This is a genomic window from Leucobacter triazinivorans, assembly GCF_004208635.1.
Taxonomy (GTDB): Bacteria; Actinomycetota; Actinomycetes; order Actinomycetales; family Microbacteriaceae; genus Leucobacter; species Leucobacter triazinivorans.
On the sequence record NZ_CP035806.1, the window covers coordinates 623,886 to 638,002 of the forward strand.

Here is a 14,117-nt window from a genome sequence, read left to right on the forward strand (position 1 = left end):
CCCTCGCTGCGCCGAGGGGGGATCCGACGCATCGCTGCACTCCTCGCTCCATCTGCGTCCCGAGAGTCTCCGCGATTCGGATATCGCAGCGACGCTCAGGAGGCGAAGAACCCGGACTGGGGCACGAGGTGCATCACTTCGAGCTGCACAGCGGCGACCACGCCGAGGCCCGCGGCGAGCACCAGCACCCGCAGCGCCGCCGTCCGCCCCCTGGCGAGGAAGAGCGAGAGCGAGAACACCACCACCGGCAGCAGCACCCCGAATCCCAGCCAGAACCATCCGGCGGGGGTCATCGACAGCCCCATCGTCGCCGCCATTTGGGGCAGCAGCACGAGGTTGCCGATCCCCGCGACCACGGTGGAGATGTACAGACCGGTGAGCAGGATGCCGATAGTCCAGGCGAAGATCCGGCCCGCCATCAGGAACCGCCCCCCGCGAAGACCGGAAGCGGCAGCAGCACGACCGCTCCGATCACGATCCAGAGCGCCATCCTGCGGGCGCCCGCCTCGCGATTGAGCAGCAGCGCGGCGAGGAACCAGAGCAGGGGCGCGAGCGGCGCCGCCCAGAACACGAGCTGCTGCAGCAGGGCGCCGAGCGCCCCGCTCGCAGCGGCGAGCTCGGCGTTCACACCGGCGTAGAACTGCGCCCAGCTCAGCCAGATCCAGGCGTAGAGCAGATAGAGGCCGCCGAAGACCCCGAGCATCACGAGCGCACCGTTGCTGAGCTCTGGGCGCGCCGCGACGTCCGATTCGTCGTCACGGGGCACCGCACCCGCGTCGGCATCGGCATCGGCATCGTTCGGGGACTCGGCAGGGGCGGCGCCCGCTGCGGGTGCCGCGGTCTCGGGATCGGCCTCCACCGTCCAGCCGCTCGCGAGCACACTCTCGCGCGTCTCGCGGGCCGTCTTCTTTCGCATGGTTCCACCCTAGCGATCCGCGGCTCGGAGACCCCGGTGAGCGCGGAGCGGCTGCGCACCGGCCTGCGGGTGCGGGTCCGCCTCGCGCACACCCGGGCGGCCTTCCCGGGCAGCCTTCCCAGGCGGCCTTCCCGGGCGGCGCCGACGCGGCTCTAGGCTGGTGTGGTGCACCTCTTCGACCTCGACGCGATCGGTGCGGGCCTGCCCGTCGGCGCCTCCCGCGCCGAACTGGAGTCGGCTGCGGCGTCGGGCGCCATGGTCGTCACGGCGCCGCCCGGCACCGGCAAGACCACCCTCGTGCCGCCGCTCGTGGCGAATCTGCTCGCGGCGCGCGGGATCGGATCCGACCGGGTGCTCCTCACCCAGCCGCGCCGGGTGGCCGTGCGGGCCGCGGCCTCGCGCATCGCGGAACTCGACGGGAGCGCGCTGGGCGGGCACGTCGGTTTCACGGTGCGCGGCGAGCGACGGGTCGGCGACACCACCCGGATCGAGGCGGTCACGCCCGGCGTGCTGCTGCGCAGGTTACTCGCCGATCCGTCGCTCGCGGGCGTCGGCGCCGTCATCCTCGACGAGGTGCACGAGCGCTCGCTCGACGGCGACCTGCTGCTCGGCATGGTCTCCGAGCTGCGGCAGCTGCGGGAGGACCTGATCGTGGTGGCGATGTCCGCGACGCTCGACTCGGCCCGCACCGCGGAGCTGCTGGGCTCTGCCGGGGATGCCGGGGATGCCGGGGATACCGGGACTGCCGGAGATACCGGGACTGCCGGGGATACCGGGACTGCCGGGGATGCCGGGACTGCCGCGGGCGCCGGGACTGCTGGATCCGTGCCCGCGCGTGTCGTCGACGTCCCGTCCCCGCTGCACCCGCTGCGCCTCGACTACGCCCCGTTCACCGGCGAGCGTGTGGACCGGCGGGGCGTCGCCCGGGAGTACCTCGCGCACCTCGCCCGCGTCACCGTCGCTGCGCAGCGGGCCGAGCGGTGCGACGCGCTGGTATTCGTACCGGGCGCGCGCGAGGTGGACGAGGTCGTGCGACTGCTGAGGACGGAGGCTCTTCCAGAGGGACGGGAGCCGGCCGTCGAGATTCTGGCGCTGCACGGACGCCTTCCCGCGCGCGAGCAGGATCGCGCGGTGCGCGGCCGAGGACCGGGGGATCCCCCGCGCATCGTGGTGAGCACCGCACTGGCCGAGAGCTCGCTCACCGTTCCCGGAGTGCGCCTCGTGGTCGATTCAGGCCTCGCGCGCGAGCTGCGCCGCGACCGGGCGAGGAGCATGACCGGACTCGTCACCGTGAGCGCCTCGCAGGCGAGCGCCGAGCAGCGCGCCGGGCGCGCGGCCCGTCAGGCGCCGGGACGCGCCGTGCGCGTGTACTCCGAGGCCGACTACGCCCGAATGCCGGCCGCGGCGATGCCCGAGATCTCCTCCGCCGACCTCACCGATGCGGCTCTGCTGCTCGCCGCGTGGGGCACGCCCGAGGGTGCCGGGCTGGCCCTACCGACACTCCCACCGGCAGCGGCCATGCGAGAGGCCGTGGCGGTGCTGGGTGCGCTGCAGCTGATCGACGCAGCGGGCCGCCCCACCTCACTGGGCGCGCACATCGCGCGGCTGCCGGTGGGCGTCCGAGAGGCGAGAGCCCTGCTCGAGGGCACGGCCCTCCTGGATGACGCGCGCACCGTCGCCGAGGTTGTGGCGGCGATCTCGGACGACCACCGCGATCCGGGCGCCGACCTGCCCCGACTGCTCCGAGAACTGCGCTCCGGCCGCGCACCCGGGTCGGCTCGCTGGCGCCGAGAGAGCCGGCGCCTCGAGCGCATCGCGGAGGCCGAGACGCCCGCGGGCCGCGCTGCGGCTCGCACAGGCCTTCCCGGCGTCGTCGTGGCGCTGGCCAGGCCCGAGTGGATCGCGCGAAGAGTGGGAGACGGGTCCCGCGCCTACCTGCTTGCGAGCGGCACCCGGGCAGCCCTTCCGGAGGGCAGCGGGCTCCTGGCGAGCGAGTGGGTCGCGGTGCGGGAGGTGCAGCGCGTCGACGGCCGCGTCGCGGACGGGACGGGTGCGGTGATCCGGCTCGCCGCACCGCTGACCGAGGAGCACGCTCTGCACTGCGCAGGGCGGCTCGTCACGCGTCAGCGATCCGCGCGCATCGAGGACGGCCGGGTGCGCGTGCGCGAGCAGCGCCGGCTCGGCGCGATCCTGCTCGTCTCAACGCCCGTGAGCCCCACGGCCGAGGATACCGGCCCGGCGTTCGCCGCCCACCTGCGGGAGGCGGGTCTCGGAGCGCTGCAGTGGTCAGAGGCGGGATCCGCCCTGCGGGCCCGTCTCGCGCTGCTGCACCGCGAGCTCGGCGCGCCCTGGCCGGCGATGGACGACGCGTCCCTGCTGCGCGGGATCGAGGACTGGCTCGGGCCGGACCTCGAGCGATTGCGACCGGACGCCTCCCTCCATCGCATCGACGCGGCCGCGGCCCTGCGCCGCCTGCTGCCCTGGCCCGACGCGGCGCGACTCGACGAGCTCGCACCCGAGCGCCTCGCGGTGCCCTCGGGATCGACGGTGCGGATCGAGTATCCGGACCCGAACGGGGGCGCCGATGCAGGGCGACCCGTCGTCGCGGTGAAGCTGCAGGAGCTCTTCGGCCTCGCGCAGACCCCGCGGCTGATCGACGGACGGATTCCGATCCTGTTCCACCTGCTCTCCCCCGCACGCCGCCCGCTCGCCGTCACCGACGACCTGTCATCGTTCTGGAACGGCCCGTACCAGCAGGTGCGCCGCGAGATGCGCGGCCGCTACCCGAAGCACCCCTGGCCAGAGGATCCCTGGACCGCCGAGGCCACCGCGCGCACGAAGCGCCGCTCCTGACGCGGATCCCGCTTCTCCCGCTTCTCCCGCGGATCCGCTTCTCCCGCTCCTCCCGCGGATCTCGCTTCTCCCGTTCCTGACGCGGATCCCGCTTCTCCCGCTCCTGACGCGGATCCCGCTTCTCCCCCTTCTCCCCCTTCTCCCCTCTCGCCGTCCGCTGAGATCCTGGTCTCACCCCTACCGCCGAGATCCCGTTTTCTGTCGCAATCGAGGACGCCCTGCGACAGAAAACGGGATCTCGGGAAGGAATCATTCCGGGCAGGAGTCCTTCCGGCAGGAGTCCTTCCGGCAGGAAACCTCTCCGGCAGGAATCATCTCAGGCAGGAAACCTCTCCGGCAGGAATCCGCAGGGGCTCCCCACGGATCGTCTCAGTCGACCTTCCGCCGGTAGACCGCCATCGCGACGGCGTAGGCGACGACCAGCGCACCGAGGCACCAGACGAGCGCGATCCAGATGTCGGCGCCGACCGGCTGCCCCGCGAGCAACCCGCGGAGCGCGTCGACGATCGCCGTCACCGGCTGGTGCTCGGCGAACCATCTCACCGGACCGGGCATGGAGTCCGTGGGCACGAACGCGGAGCTGAGGAACGGCAGGAAGATGAGCGGGTAGGAGAATGCGCTCGCGCCGTCGACGGTCTTCGCGGTGAGCCCCGGGATCACGGCGACCCAGGTCAGAGTAAGGGTGACCAGCAGGAGGATGCCCGCGACCGCGAGCCATTCCAGGAGCCCGGCACTCGAGCGGAACCCCATGAGGATCGCCGCGCCGGTGACGATCACGAGCGAGACGAGGATCGCGACGAGCGAGGTGAGCACGTGCGCCCACAGCACGCTGGAACGCGCGATCGGCATGGACCGGAAGCGCTCGACGATCCCGCCCTGCATGTCGGTGAACAGCCGGAACGCCGTGTACGCGATGCCGGAGGCGACCGTGATGAGGAGGATCCCCGGCAGCAGGTAGTCCACGTAGCCGACGCTTCCCGCGCCCTGGCCGGTGTCGATGGCGCCGCCGAACACGTAGACGAACAGCAGCAGGAAGGCGATCGGCATGACCGCCGTGGTGATGATGGTGTCCGGGCTGCGCAGGACGTGGCGCAGGGACCGGCCCGTGAGCACGGCCGTGTCGCCGAGCGCGTGAGCGGTCATGATGGGATCCCCTCCTCGCCGCCTCGGGCGTTCCCGGTCCGGCCGTCCGCGTCTCGCTCGCCGCCGACGATCGACAGGAAGATCTCTTCCAGGGAGGGCTGCTTCTCGACGTACTCGACCTTTGCCGGCGGCAGCAGGCGCTTCAGCTCGTCGAGGGTGCCCTCGACGATGATGCGGCCCTCGTGCAGGATCGCGATGCGGTCGGCGAGCTGCTCGGCCTCCTCGAGGTACTGCGTGGTGAGCAGCACCGTGGTGCCGCCCCGGGCGAGCTCGGCGACGGCGCGCCAGACCTCGATGCGCGCCCGGGGGTCGAGTCCCGTCGTCGGCTCGTCGAGAAAGACCACGGCGGGATCGCCGATGAGGCTCATGGCGATGTCGAGGCGGCGGCGCATGCCTCCCGAGTAGGCGGCGACCCGTTTCTCCCCCGCCTCGGCGAGCGAGAAGCGGGCGAGCATCTCGTGCGCGATCGCGCCCGGGGCTGCCTGATGCCGGAGCCGCGCGATCATCGCGAGGTTCTCGCGGCCGCTGAGCACCTCGTCGACTGCCGCGAACTGCCCGGTGAGGCTGATCGACTGGCGCACCCGATCCGGTCGGGCGGCGACGTCGAAGCCGGCGACCTCGGCCGTGCCCGCGTCGGCGCGCAGCAGGGTGGACAGGATCCGCACCGCCGTCGTCTTCCCCGCCCCGTTCGATCCGAGCAGCGCGAAGACGCTGCCGCGGCTCACCTCGAGATCCACGCCGCGAAGCACCTCCACGCCGGCGAAGGCCTTCCGCAGGCCCCGCACGCGGATGGCCGCCTCCGTCATGCCCCCACGCTTCCTCGCCCGCCCTGCGCGCGCCGGGCCTCGTCGACGGCCCGCGTGAGGCGCTCGCGCTCCTTGTCGATCCAGCGCTTCCCGCCGTAGGCCAGCGCGAAGCTCTCGACGAACTCGACCGGATCCTCGCCGACGATGTCGGCCACGGGCGTGCCGTCGACCGCCGCGCGCTCCCACAGGTCGACGAGGTCGGTGCACATCTGCACGAGCGTGTCGCCATCGGTGACCCCGCCGGAGTAGGTGAGGTAGCGATTGCACGCGCTCGCGGCACCGCGATACGGCTCGGGCAAGCCGTCGAGCCGCGCCTTCGCCAGGCGGTACTGCTTCTTCTGCTCGAGCGGCCCGGTGAGGGCCTCGATCCACTTCGCGGCCATGTCTATTCCTCTTCCTCTCGGAGGTGCTCCAGTCGCTCAGCGAGAAAGCCCCAGGTCTCCCAGAACTCGTCGAGTCGCGCACGGCCCGACGCATTGAGCGCGAACACCTTGCGCGGGGGCCCTTTCTCGGACGGGACCTTCTCCACGTCGACGTACCCTCGCTGCTCGATCCGCACCAGGAGCGCGTACACCGTCCCCTCGGCGATATCGGCGAAGCCCCGCTCGCGCAGGGCCGCGGTGATCTCGTAGCCGTACGCGGGGCGCGCGGCGATGATCGCGAGCACGATCCCCTCGAGCACGCCCTTGAGCATCTCCGTCATCTGCCGGACCACCGCACCTCCACTACTCACTGTCACTGATTACCACTACACAGTAACACTGAGTAGTGGTAGTGAGCAACACTGAATACCGCGCCGGCCGAAACCTCCGGAAACGCAACAGGCGCCCGGGGAGCATCCCCGGGCGCCTGTCACGAGAGGCGACGAGTCGATCAGCGCGCGGCGCTGCCGTCGGTTCACGCAGACCGCTCGCGGTCTGCGACAGAAAACGCAGTCGTTCCGACTACACCGACGGCACCCCCGACGAGTCGATCAGCGCGCGGCGCTGCCGTCGGTTCACGCAGACCGCTCGCGGTCTGCGACAGAAAACGCAGTCGTTCCGACTACACCGACGGCACCCCCGACGAGTTGATCAGCGGGCGGCGCTGCCGTCGGTGTAGTCGTCGTCGGACTGCTGCCACGCGAAGAGCTTGCGCAGCTCGACGCCGGTCTTCTCGATCGGGTGCTGCTCCTCCTTGGCGCGCAGCTCCTGGAACTCGACGCCGCCGTTGTCCTGGTCCTCGATGAAGCGCTTGGCGAACGCGCCCGACTGGATGTCGGCGAGCACGCCCTGCATGCGCTCCTTGACGCCCGCGTCGATCACCCGGGGGCCCGACACGTAGTCGCCGTACTCGGCGGTGTCGGAGATGCTCCAGCGCTGCTTGGCGATGCCGCCCTCCCACATGAGGTCGACGATGAGCTTGAGCTCGTGCAGCACCTCGAAGTAGGCGATCTCGGGCTGGTAGCCGGCCTCGGTGAGGGTCTCGAACCCGGCCTGCACGAGGTGGCTCATGCCACCGCAGAGCACGGCCTGCTCGCCGAAGAGGTCCGTCTCGGTCTCCTCGGTGAAGGTGGTCTTGATGACGCCGGCGCGTGTACCGCCGATCGCCTTCGCGTAGGAGATCGCGGTCTGCCAGGCGGTGCCCGAAGCGTCGACCTCGACGGCGATGATGTCGGGGATACCGCGGCCGGCCTCGAACTCGCGGCGCACGGTGTGGCCGGGAGCCTTGGGGGCGACGAGGATCACGTCGACGCCCTCGGGCGCCTCGATGTAGCCGAAACGGATGTTGAAGCCGTGCGCAAACGCCAGGGTCTTGCCCGGGGTCAGCTTGTCCGCGATCGACTCGGTGTAGATGGCGCGCTGGTGCTGGTCGGGCGCGAGGATCATGATGAGGTCGGCCCACTCGGCGGCGTCGGCCACGGTCTTGACCTCGAAGCCCGCCTCCTCGGCCTTCTGGATCGACTTCGAGCCCTCCTTGAGGGCGATGACGACCTCGACACCCGAGTCGCGCAGGTTCATGGCGTGCGCGTGGCCCTGGGAGCCGTAGCCCACCACGGCCACCTTCTTGCCCTGGATGATCGAGAGGTCGGCGTCGGCGTCGTAGTACATCTCTGCCACTGGGTTCTCCTTGTGTTGTGCGGTTCGTTGGTTCTCGGTGTCTGATGCGTCCGCCGATTGAGCGGAGCCGAAATCGGGGCGGCTGTCTCGCGGTCTCGACTCGCTTCGCTCACCGGGCGGGGCGACTATTCGGTTGTGTTCTGGATCGGGATCCTGCGATCCGCTTCGCGGCCGCAGGATGACTACTGGCTTCGCGGCCGCAGGATGACTACTGGCTTCGCCGGCCGCAGGATGACTACTGGCTTCGCGGCCGCAGGATGACAACCGGCTTCGCCGGCCGTCAGTTCTTGAAGACGCGCTCGGTGATCGACTTCGAGCCGCGCCCCATGGCGATGAGGCCGGACTGCGCGATCTCCTTGATGCCGTATTGGTCGAGCACCTTGAGGAAGGCGTCGATCTTGCCGCTGTCGCCCGTGACCTCGATCGTGAGCGCTTCGGGCACGACGTCCACGACGCGGGCGCGGAAGAGCGTCACGGCCTCCAGCACGTGCGAGCGCGACTGGTTGTCGGCCCGTACCTTGATGAGCACGTGCTCGCGCTGCACCGAGGTCGACTCGTCGAGCTCGACGATCTTGATCACATTGACGAGCTTGTTCAACTGCTTCGTGACCTGCTCGAGCAGCACCTCATCCTCGTCGACGACCACCGTGATGCGCGACAGCCCGCGCATCTCGGTCGGCCCCACGGCGAGCGACTCGATGTTGAACCCGCGGCGCGCGAAGAGCCCCGCGACCCGCGTCAGCAGGCCGGGCTTGTCCTCGACGAGGAGGCTGAGTACGTGGCGGCTCATGATTACTCCTCTCCCCACTCGGGGCTGTGCTCGAGGGCGTACTGGATGTCGCTGTTGGAGGTGCCCTGACGCACCATCGGCCATACCATCGCGTCGGCGCTCACGACGAAGTCGATGACGACGGGGCGATCGTTGGTCTCGAGCGCGAGCTTGATCGCGTCGTCGACCTGGTCCTCGCGCTCGACGCGGATCGAGAGGCAGCCGTATGCTTCGCCCAGCTTGACGAAGTCGGGCACCCGGCGCGAGCCGTGACCGGTGTTGAGCTCGGTGTTGGAGTACCGGCCGTCGTAGATGAGCGTCTGCCACTGGCGCACCATGCCCAGCGACGAGTTGTTGATCACCGCCACCTTGATGGGGATGTCGTTCACCACGCAGGTGGCGAGCTCCTGGTTGGTCATCTGGAAGCAGCCGTCGCCGTCGATCGCCCACACGGTGCGCTCGGGCTCGGCGACCTTCGCGCCCATCGCGGCGGGCACCGCGTATCCCATGGTGCCGGCGCCGCCGGAGTTCAGCCACGCGTTGGGGCGCTCGTACTTGATGAACTGGGCGGCCCACATCTGGTGCTGCCCCACGCCCGCGGCGTAGACGCCCTCCGGCCCCGTGAGCTCGCCGATGCGCTGGATCACGTACTGGGGCGAGAGCAGGCCGTCGCTCGTCTCCTGGTAGCCCAGCGGGAAGCGATCCTGCAGCAGACGCAGGCGCTCCCACCACGCGCTGAGATCGGCGAATTCGCGGCCGAGCCTGGCGGTCGACACCGCGGCGATCAGGTCCGAGATCACCTCTGCGGCGTCGCCCACGATCGGCACGTCGGCCGTGCGGATCTTGCCGATCTCGGCGGGATCGATGTCGGCGTGGATGACCTTCGCATCGGGCGCGAACAGCGCCGCGCGGCCGGTGACCCGGTCGTCGAAGCGCGCACCGAGGGTGATGAGCAGATCGGACTCCTGCAGCGCGAGCACCGCGGGGACGGTGCCGTGCATGCCGGGCATGCCGAGGTGCTGCGGGTGCGAGTCGGGGAAGACGCCGCGGGCCATGAGCGTCGTCACGACGGGCGCGCCCACGAGTTCGGCGAGCTGCAGCAGTTCGTCCGATGCGCCGGCGCGGCCCACGCCGCCGCCCACGTAGAACACGGGTCGCTCGGCGGAGGCGATGAGGTCTGCCGCAGCCTGGATCTGCTTGCTGTTCGCCTTCGTGATGGGACGATAGCCCGCGAGCTCGACGCGGGGATCCCACACGAAGTCGAACTCGCCCTCCTGGGCGTCCTTCGTGATGTCGACGAGCACGGGCCCCGGGCGACCGGTCGACGCCAGGTGGTAGGCGGCCGCGATCGCGCCCGGCACGTCCTCGGGGCGCTTCACGAGGAAGGAGTGCTTCGTGATCGGCATCGTGATGCCCACGATGTCGGCTTCCTGGAAGGCGTCCGTCCCCATGAGGTGGGAGAAGACCTGCCCCGTGATGGCGAGCATCGGCACGCTGTCCATGTAGGCATCGGCAATCGCCGTGACGAGGTTCGTGGCGCCGGGGCCCGAGGTGGCGATGCAGACGCCGACCTTGCCGCCGGCGGCCGCGAAGCCCTCGGCGGCGTGGCCGCCGCCCTGCTCATGGCGCACGAGCACGTGGCGCAGCGATCCGGCATCCATGAGGGTGTCGTAGAGGGGCAGCACCGCGCCGCCCGGCAGCCCGAAGACGTCGCCGACGCCGAGCGCCTCGAGGCTGCGCACGACCGCCTGGGCGCCGGTGATCCGTTCACCGCGAGGAGTTGCGGAGGCCGGTGAGGGTGTTGCACTCGAATCCGAGGTCATTGCTTGCTTTCTCACTAGAGGTTTCGGGCGATGGGACGGGGTGCCGGCGAACGGCGGCGGGATCCGTGCGGGGCGCGGCATCGATCCGGATCCTCGCCGCAGCGAGCGATCCCGATCGAACCCGACCGGGCCGGATCAACCGGTGACGGCACCCTCGGAGGCCGAGCGCACGAGCTTCGCGTACTTCGCCAGAACACCGCGCGTGTATCGCGGGGGAAGCGGGGCCCAGCGGTCTCGTCGGGCCTCGAGCTCAGCGGGATCTACCAGCAGATCGAGCGTTCGTGCGACGATATCGACCCGAATCAGGTCTCCGTCGCGGACCAGGGCGATCGGACCGCCGTCCGTCGCCTCGGGTGCGATGTGGCCGATGCAGAGGCCGGTTGTGCCGCCCGAGAATCGTCCGTCCGTCAATAGTAGTACATCTTTTCCGAGCCCCGCGCCCTTGATGGCCGCCGTGATCGCGAGCATCTCGCGCATCCCCGGCCCGCCCTTCGGGCCTTCGTAGCGGATCACCACGATGTCGCCCTTCTGGATGCGCCCCTGCTCGAGGGCGTCCATGGCCGCTCGCTCGCGCTCGAAGACCCGCGCCGGGCCCTCGAACCGCTCCGCGTCGAAGCCCGCCGTCTTCACGACCGCACCCTCGGGGGCCAGCGATCCGCTGAGGATCGTGAGGCCGCCGTTCGCGTGCAGCGGATCGTCGAGCGTGCGGATGACCTTGCCGTCGAGCGTCGAGTCGACGTCTGCGAGGTTCTCGGCCACGGTCCGACCGGTCACGGTGAGCGCATCGCCGTGCAGCAGCCCGGCGTCGAGCAGCGCCTTCATGATCACGGGCATACCGCCCACTCGGTCGAAGTCCTCGGCCACGTACTGACCGAAGGGCTTCATGTCGGCGAGGTGAGGCGTCTTCGCACCGATGCGTGTGAAGTCGTCCAGCGTCAGCTCGACCTCGGCCTCCCGCGCGATGGCGAGCAGGTGCAGCACGGCGTTCGTCGAGCCCCCGAGCACCATGGCGACGGTGATCGCGTTCTCGAACGCCTGCTTCGTCAGGATGTCGCGAGTGGTGATGCCCTGGCGCAGCATGTTGACCACGGCCTCCCCCGAGCGATGCGCGTAGTAGTCGCGACGGCGGTCGGCGCTCGGCGGCGCCGCCGAGCCGGGGAGGCTCATGCCGAGCGCCTCGGCGACGCAGGCCATCGTGTTGGCCGTGTACATGCCGCCGCAGGCGCCCTCGCCCGGAGCGATCGCGCACTCGACCCGCTTCAAGTCCTCTTCGCTGAGCGTGCCGGCGACGCAGGCACCGACGGCCTCGAACGCGTCGATGATCGTGACCTGCTTCTCGGTACCGTCAGAGAGCTTGACCCAGCCCGGCGCGATCGATCCCGCGTACAGGAACACCGACGCCAGATCGAGGCGGGCGGCCGCCATGAGCATGCCCGGCAGCGACTTGTCGCAGCCCGCGAGCACGACCGTGCCGTCGAGACGCTCGGCCATGACGACCGTCTCGACCGAGTCGGCAATGACCTCGCGGGAGACGAGGGAGAAGTGCATGCCCTCGTGCCCCATCGAGATGCCGTCGGAGACCGAGATCGTGCCGAACTGCAGCGGGTAGCCGCCACCGGCGTGCACGCCTTCCTTCGCCCCCTGGGCGAGACGATCGAGGCTGAGGTTGCACGGCGTGATCTCGTTCCACGAGCTCGCGATGCCGATCTGGGGCTTATCCCAGTCCTCGTCCCCCATGCCGACGGCTCGGAGCATGCCCCGAGCCGCGGCCTTCTCGATCCCGTCGGTGACGTCGCGGCTCCGCGGCTTCATATCGATCTCTGACATGGCCCCCAGTCTATGCCCTCGCCCATGCGGCACGGGCGCGCGCGACCGCGATATCCCATGTCGGGCCGTGCGGCCACCCCTCCCCCGCCGTCGCCCCACCCGGTAGGCTGTCGACATGTCGATCGGCAAGTACGTCACGAATCCCGGCGTCATCGGCGCGGCCCTGGGCGCCGTCAGCACGGCGCGCCGCACGCAGTCCATGCGCCAGGATTGGCGGCGGTGGCTCGTCTGGGGCGCGTGGCTCGCGGGCCTCGCCCTCGCGATCGCCTCCGTCGCCATGCACGAGCAGGATGCGGAGTTCGATTCCGCCCAGAATGCCGAACGGGAGCTCGCCAAACGGCGCAAGAAGCAGCGCGGACGCTAGCCGCGCTCCGTCTCCGTACTCCCGGAGGCGCGCAACACCGCCGCCACGCCCGGGCAGGATGCCCTGATTTCTCACGCCGGGCCGAGCCGTGTTAGAGTATTCTTCGTTGCTCAGCGAGCAGCAGGCGCCTTTAGCTCAGTTGGTAGAGCAGCTGACTCTTAATCAGCGGGTCCACGGTTCGAGCCCGTGAGGGCGCACGCACTGCGAAAGGCCCGACACCTCGTGTCGGGCCTTTCGCGTACCCGGCGGTGCCGTTCACCTCCGGTTCAGTTCCGACTCGAGGAAGCCGAGGCCGATGACCCAGCCGCCGCCCACCCCCTCCGCAGACCTCGCCTTCGCGCTGCGGCTCGCCGACGCGGCCGACGCCGTCTCGCTCCCCCGCTTCCGCTCGGCCGACCTCGCGATCGAGACCAAGCCGGACCGCACGTTCGTGACCGACGCCGATCGGGACGTCGAGGCCGAGATCCGCTCGCGCATCGCGGCCGAACGACCCGATGACGGCTTCTTCGGCGAGGAATCGGGCAGGGAGGATCGGGGCGCGCGCCGCTGGATCGTCGACCCCATCGACGGCACCGCGAACTTCCTGCGCGGCGTGCCGAACTGGGCCACGCTCATCGCGCTCGAGGTGGACGGCACGCCCACGGTCGGCGTGGTGTCGGCCCCGGCGTTCGGCGCCCGATGGTGGGCCGAGACCGGCGGCGGATCCTGGGGACAGCGGGCGGGCGAGCCGGCGCGGCGCCTCCGGGTCTCCGGGGTGCAGCAGCTCGAGCACGCCTCGCTCAGCTTCCAGAGCATCGAGCAGTGGGATCAGGCGGGCCATCTCGAGCCGCTCATCGCACTGACCCGAGCGGTGTGGCGCGACCGCGCCTACGGCGACATGTGGTCGTACATGCTGCTGGCAGAGGGCCTCGTCGACATCGTCGCCGAGTTCGACGTGAAGGCCTACGACCTCGCCGCGCTGATCCCGATCGTGCGCGAGGCCGGCGGCCGCTTCACCGACATCGCCGGCTCGGAGAGCGCGTGGAACGGCAGCTCGCTCGCCACGAACGGCGCGCTGCACGATGCGGTGCGGGAGACGATCGCCGCGTCGCGGGGGCACTGAGATGCCCGGCGCACCGCTGCGCCGCGCGCGCCCGGCGACGATCGCGTTCGCCGCGGTGTGCGACGCGCTGCTCGTGACCCTGTTCGCGGGCATCGGCCGCAGCGAGCACGAGCGCGCGGCGACGCTCGCGGGCCTCCTCGAGACGGCCTGGCCGTTTCTCGCGGGCCTCGCGATCGCGTGGTGCGCGACGTTTGCGTGGCGGCGGCCGCTCAGTGTGATGCGCACGGGCATCCCCCTCTGGATCGGCTCCGTGGCCATCGGCATGGTGCTGCGAGCGCTCACCGGCGCGGGCACCGCACTCCCATTCGTGATCGTGGCGACGCTGACGCTGGGCGCCTTCCTGCTCGGCTGGCGCGCCCTCGCAGCCCTGATCGCGAGGCTCCGCCGCGCGTAGCGCGAACGCGCGGCGGAGCCT

General features: G+C 70.7%; 14 protein-coding genes and 1 tRNA gene. 5 read left to right on the forward strand and 10 right to left on the reverse strand.

Annotated features, from left to right (window positions below; genetic code table 11):
- Window positions 1-95 precede the first annotated feature (95 nt).
- Both EVS81_RS02830 and EVS81_RS02835 read right to left on the reverse strand, forming a co-directional pair.
- Window positions 96-419: a hypothetical protein gene (locus tag EVS81_RS02830; protein ID WP_130109039.1), complete on the reverse strand. Its 324-nt coding sequence runs from the start codon at window positions 417-419 to the stop codon at window positions 96-98.
- The gene (locus EVS81_RS02835) at window positions 419-916 is read right to left on the reverse strand and encodes a hypothetical protein (protein WP_130109040.1); all 498 of its coding nucleotides are present in this window, start codon (window positions 914-916) and stop codon (window positions 419-421) included. The genes EVS81_RS02830 and EVS81_RS02835 overlap by 1 nt, the downstream gene beginning before the upstream one ends.
- 165 nt (window positions 917-1,081) lie before the next feature.
- On the opposite strand from EVS81_RS02835, the gene EVS81_RS02840 reads away from it, so the two are divergent.
- Window positions 1,082-3,769, forward strand: a complete 2,688-nt coding sequence (locus EVS81_RS02840; protein ID WP_130109041.1) for an ATP-dependent RNA helicase — start codon at window positions 1,082-1,084, stop codon at window positions 3,767-3,769.
- 369 nt (window positions 3,770-4,138) lie between these two features.
- Here EVS81_RS02840 and EVS81_RS02845 read toward each other — a convergent pair whose 3' ends face one another.
- The 8 genes from EVS81_RS02845 to ilvD form a co-directional block, all read right to left on the reverse strand.
- A complete protein-coding gene (locus tag EVS81_RS02845; protein ID WP_130109042.1) occupies window positions 4,139-4,912 on the reverse strand; it encodes an ABC transporter permease in 774 nt (257 codons plus the stop codon).
- Window positions 4,909-5,718: an ABC transporter ATP-binding protein gene (locus tag EVS81_RS02850; protein ID WP_130109043.1), complete on the reverse strand. Its 810-nt coding sequence runs from the start codon at window positions 5,716-5,718 to the stop codon at window positions 4,909-4,911. Before EVS81_RS02850 ends, EVS81_RS02845 begins: the two co-directional genes overlap by 4 nt.
- Window positions 5,715-6,101: a DUF1048 domain-containing protein gene (locus EVS81_RS02855; protein WP_130109044.1), complete on the reverse strand. Its 387-nt coding sequence runs from the start codon at window positions 6,099-6,101 to the stop codon at window positions 5,715-5,717. Before EVS81_RS02855 ends, EVS81_RS02850 begins: the two co-directional genes overlap by 4 nt.
- Window positions 6,102-6,103: 2 nt before the next feature.
- Window positions 6,104-6,433 carry a PadR family transcriptional regulator gene (locus EVS81_RS02860; RefSeq protein ID WP_130109045.1) on the reverse strand — a complete coding sequence of 110 codons (330 nt, stop codon included), beginning with the start codon at window positions 6,431-6,433 and terminating at the stop codon, window positions 6,104-6,106.
- Between the two features lie 358 nt (window positions 6,434-6,791).
- Window positions 6,792-7,808: a ketol-acid reductoisomerase gene (ilvC, locus tag EVS81_RS02865; protein WP_420813274.1), complete on the reverse strand. Its 1,017-nt coding sequence runs from the start codon at window positions 7,806-7,808 to the stop codon at window positions 6,792-6,794.
- Between the two features lie 289 nt (window positions 7,809-8,097).
- Window positions 8,098-8,607: an acetolactate synthase small subunit gene (ilvN, locus tag EVS81_RS02870; RefSeq protein ID WP_130109047.1), complete on the reverse strand. Its 510-nt coding sequence runs from the start codon at window positions 8,605-8,607 to the stop codon at window positions 8,098-8,100.
- Between the two features lie 2 nt (window positions 8,608-8,609).
- Window positions 8,610-10,490: an acetolactate synthase large subunit gene (locus tag EVS81_RS02875; protein WP_420813249.1), complete on the reverse strand. Its 1,881-nt coding sequence runs from the start codon at window positions 10,488-10,490 to the stop codon at window positions 8,610-8,612.
- A gap of 54 nt (window positions 10,491-10,544) precedes the next feature.
- A complete protein-coding gene (gene ilvD / locus EVS81_RS02880) occupies window positions 10,545-12,236 on the reverse strand; it encodes a dihydroxy-acid dehydratase (protein ID WP_130109049.1) in 1,692 nt (563 codons plus the stop codon).
- Between the two features lie 115 nt (window positions 12,237-12,351).
- On the opposite strand from ilvD, the gene EVS81_RS02885 reads away from it, so the two are divergent.
- The 4 genes from EVS81_RS02885 (at window position 12,352) to EVS81_RS02900 (ending at window position 14,096) form a co-directional block, all read left to right on the forward strand.
- Window positions 12,352-12,600 carry a hypothetical protein gene (locus EVS81_RS02885; RefSeq protein WP_130109050.1) on the forward strand — a complete coding sequence of 83 codons (249 nt, stop codon included), beginning with the start codon at window positions 12,352-12,354 and terminating at the stop codon, window positions 12,598-12,600.
- A gap of 124 nt (window positions 12,601-12,724) precedes the next feature.
- Window positions 12,725-12,797: transfer RNA gene (locus tag EVS81_RS02890), tRNA-Lys, on the forward strand.
- A gap of 98 nt (window positions 12,798-12,895) precedes the next feature.
- Window positions 12,896-13,702 (forward strand): inositol monophosphatase family protein, encoded by an 807-nt coding sequence (locus EVS81_RS02895; RefSeq protein WP_130109051.1) that lies wholly within the window; start codon window positions 12,896-12,898, stop codon window positions 13,700-13,702.
- A gap of 1 nt (window position 13,703) precedes the next feature.
- Window positions 13,704-14,096 (forward strand): DUF3054 domain-containing protein, encoded by a 393-nt coding sequence (locus EVS81_RS02900; protein WP_130109052.1) that lies wholly within the window; start codon window positions 13,704-13,706, stop codon window positions 14,094-14,096.
- The last annotated feature ends 21 nt before the right edge of the window (window positions 14,097-14,117 follow it).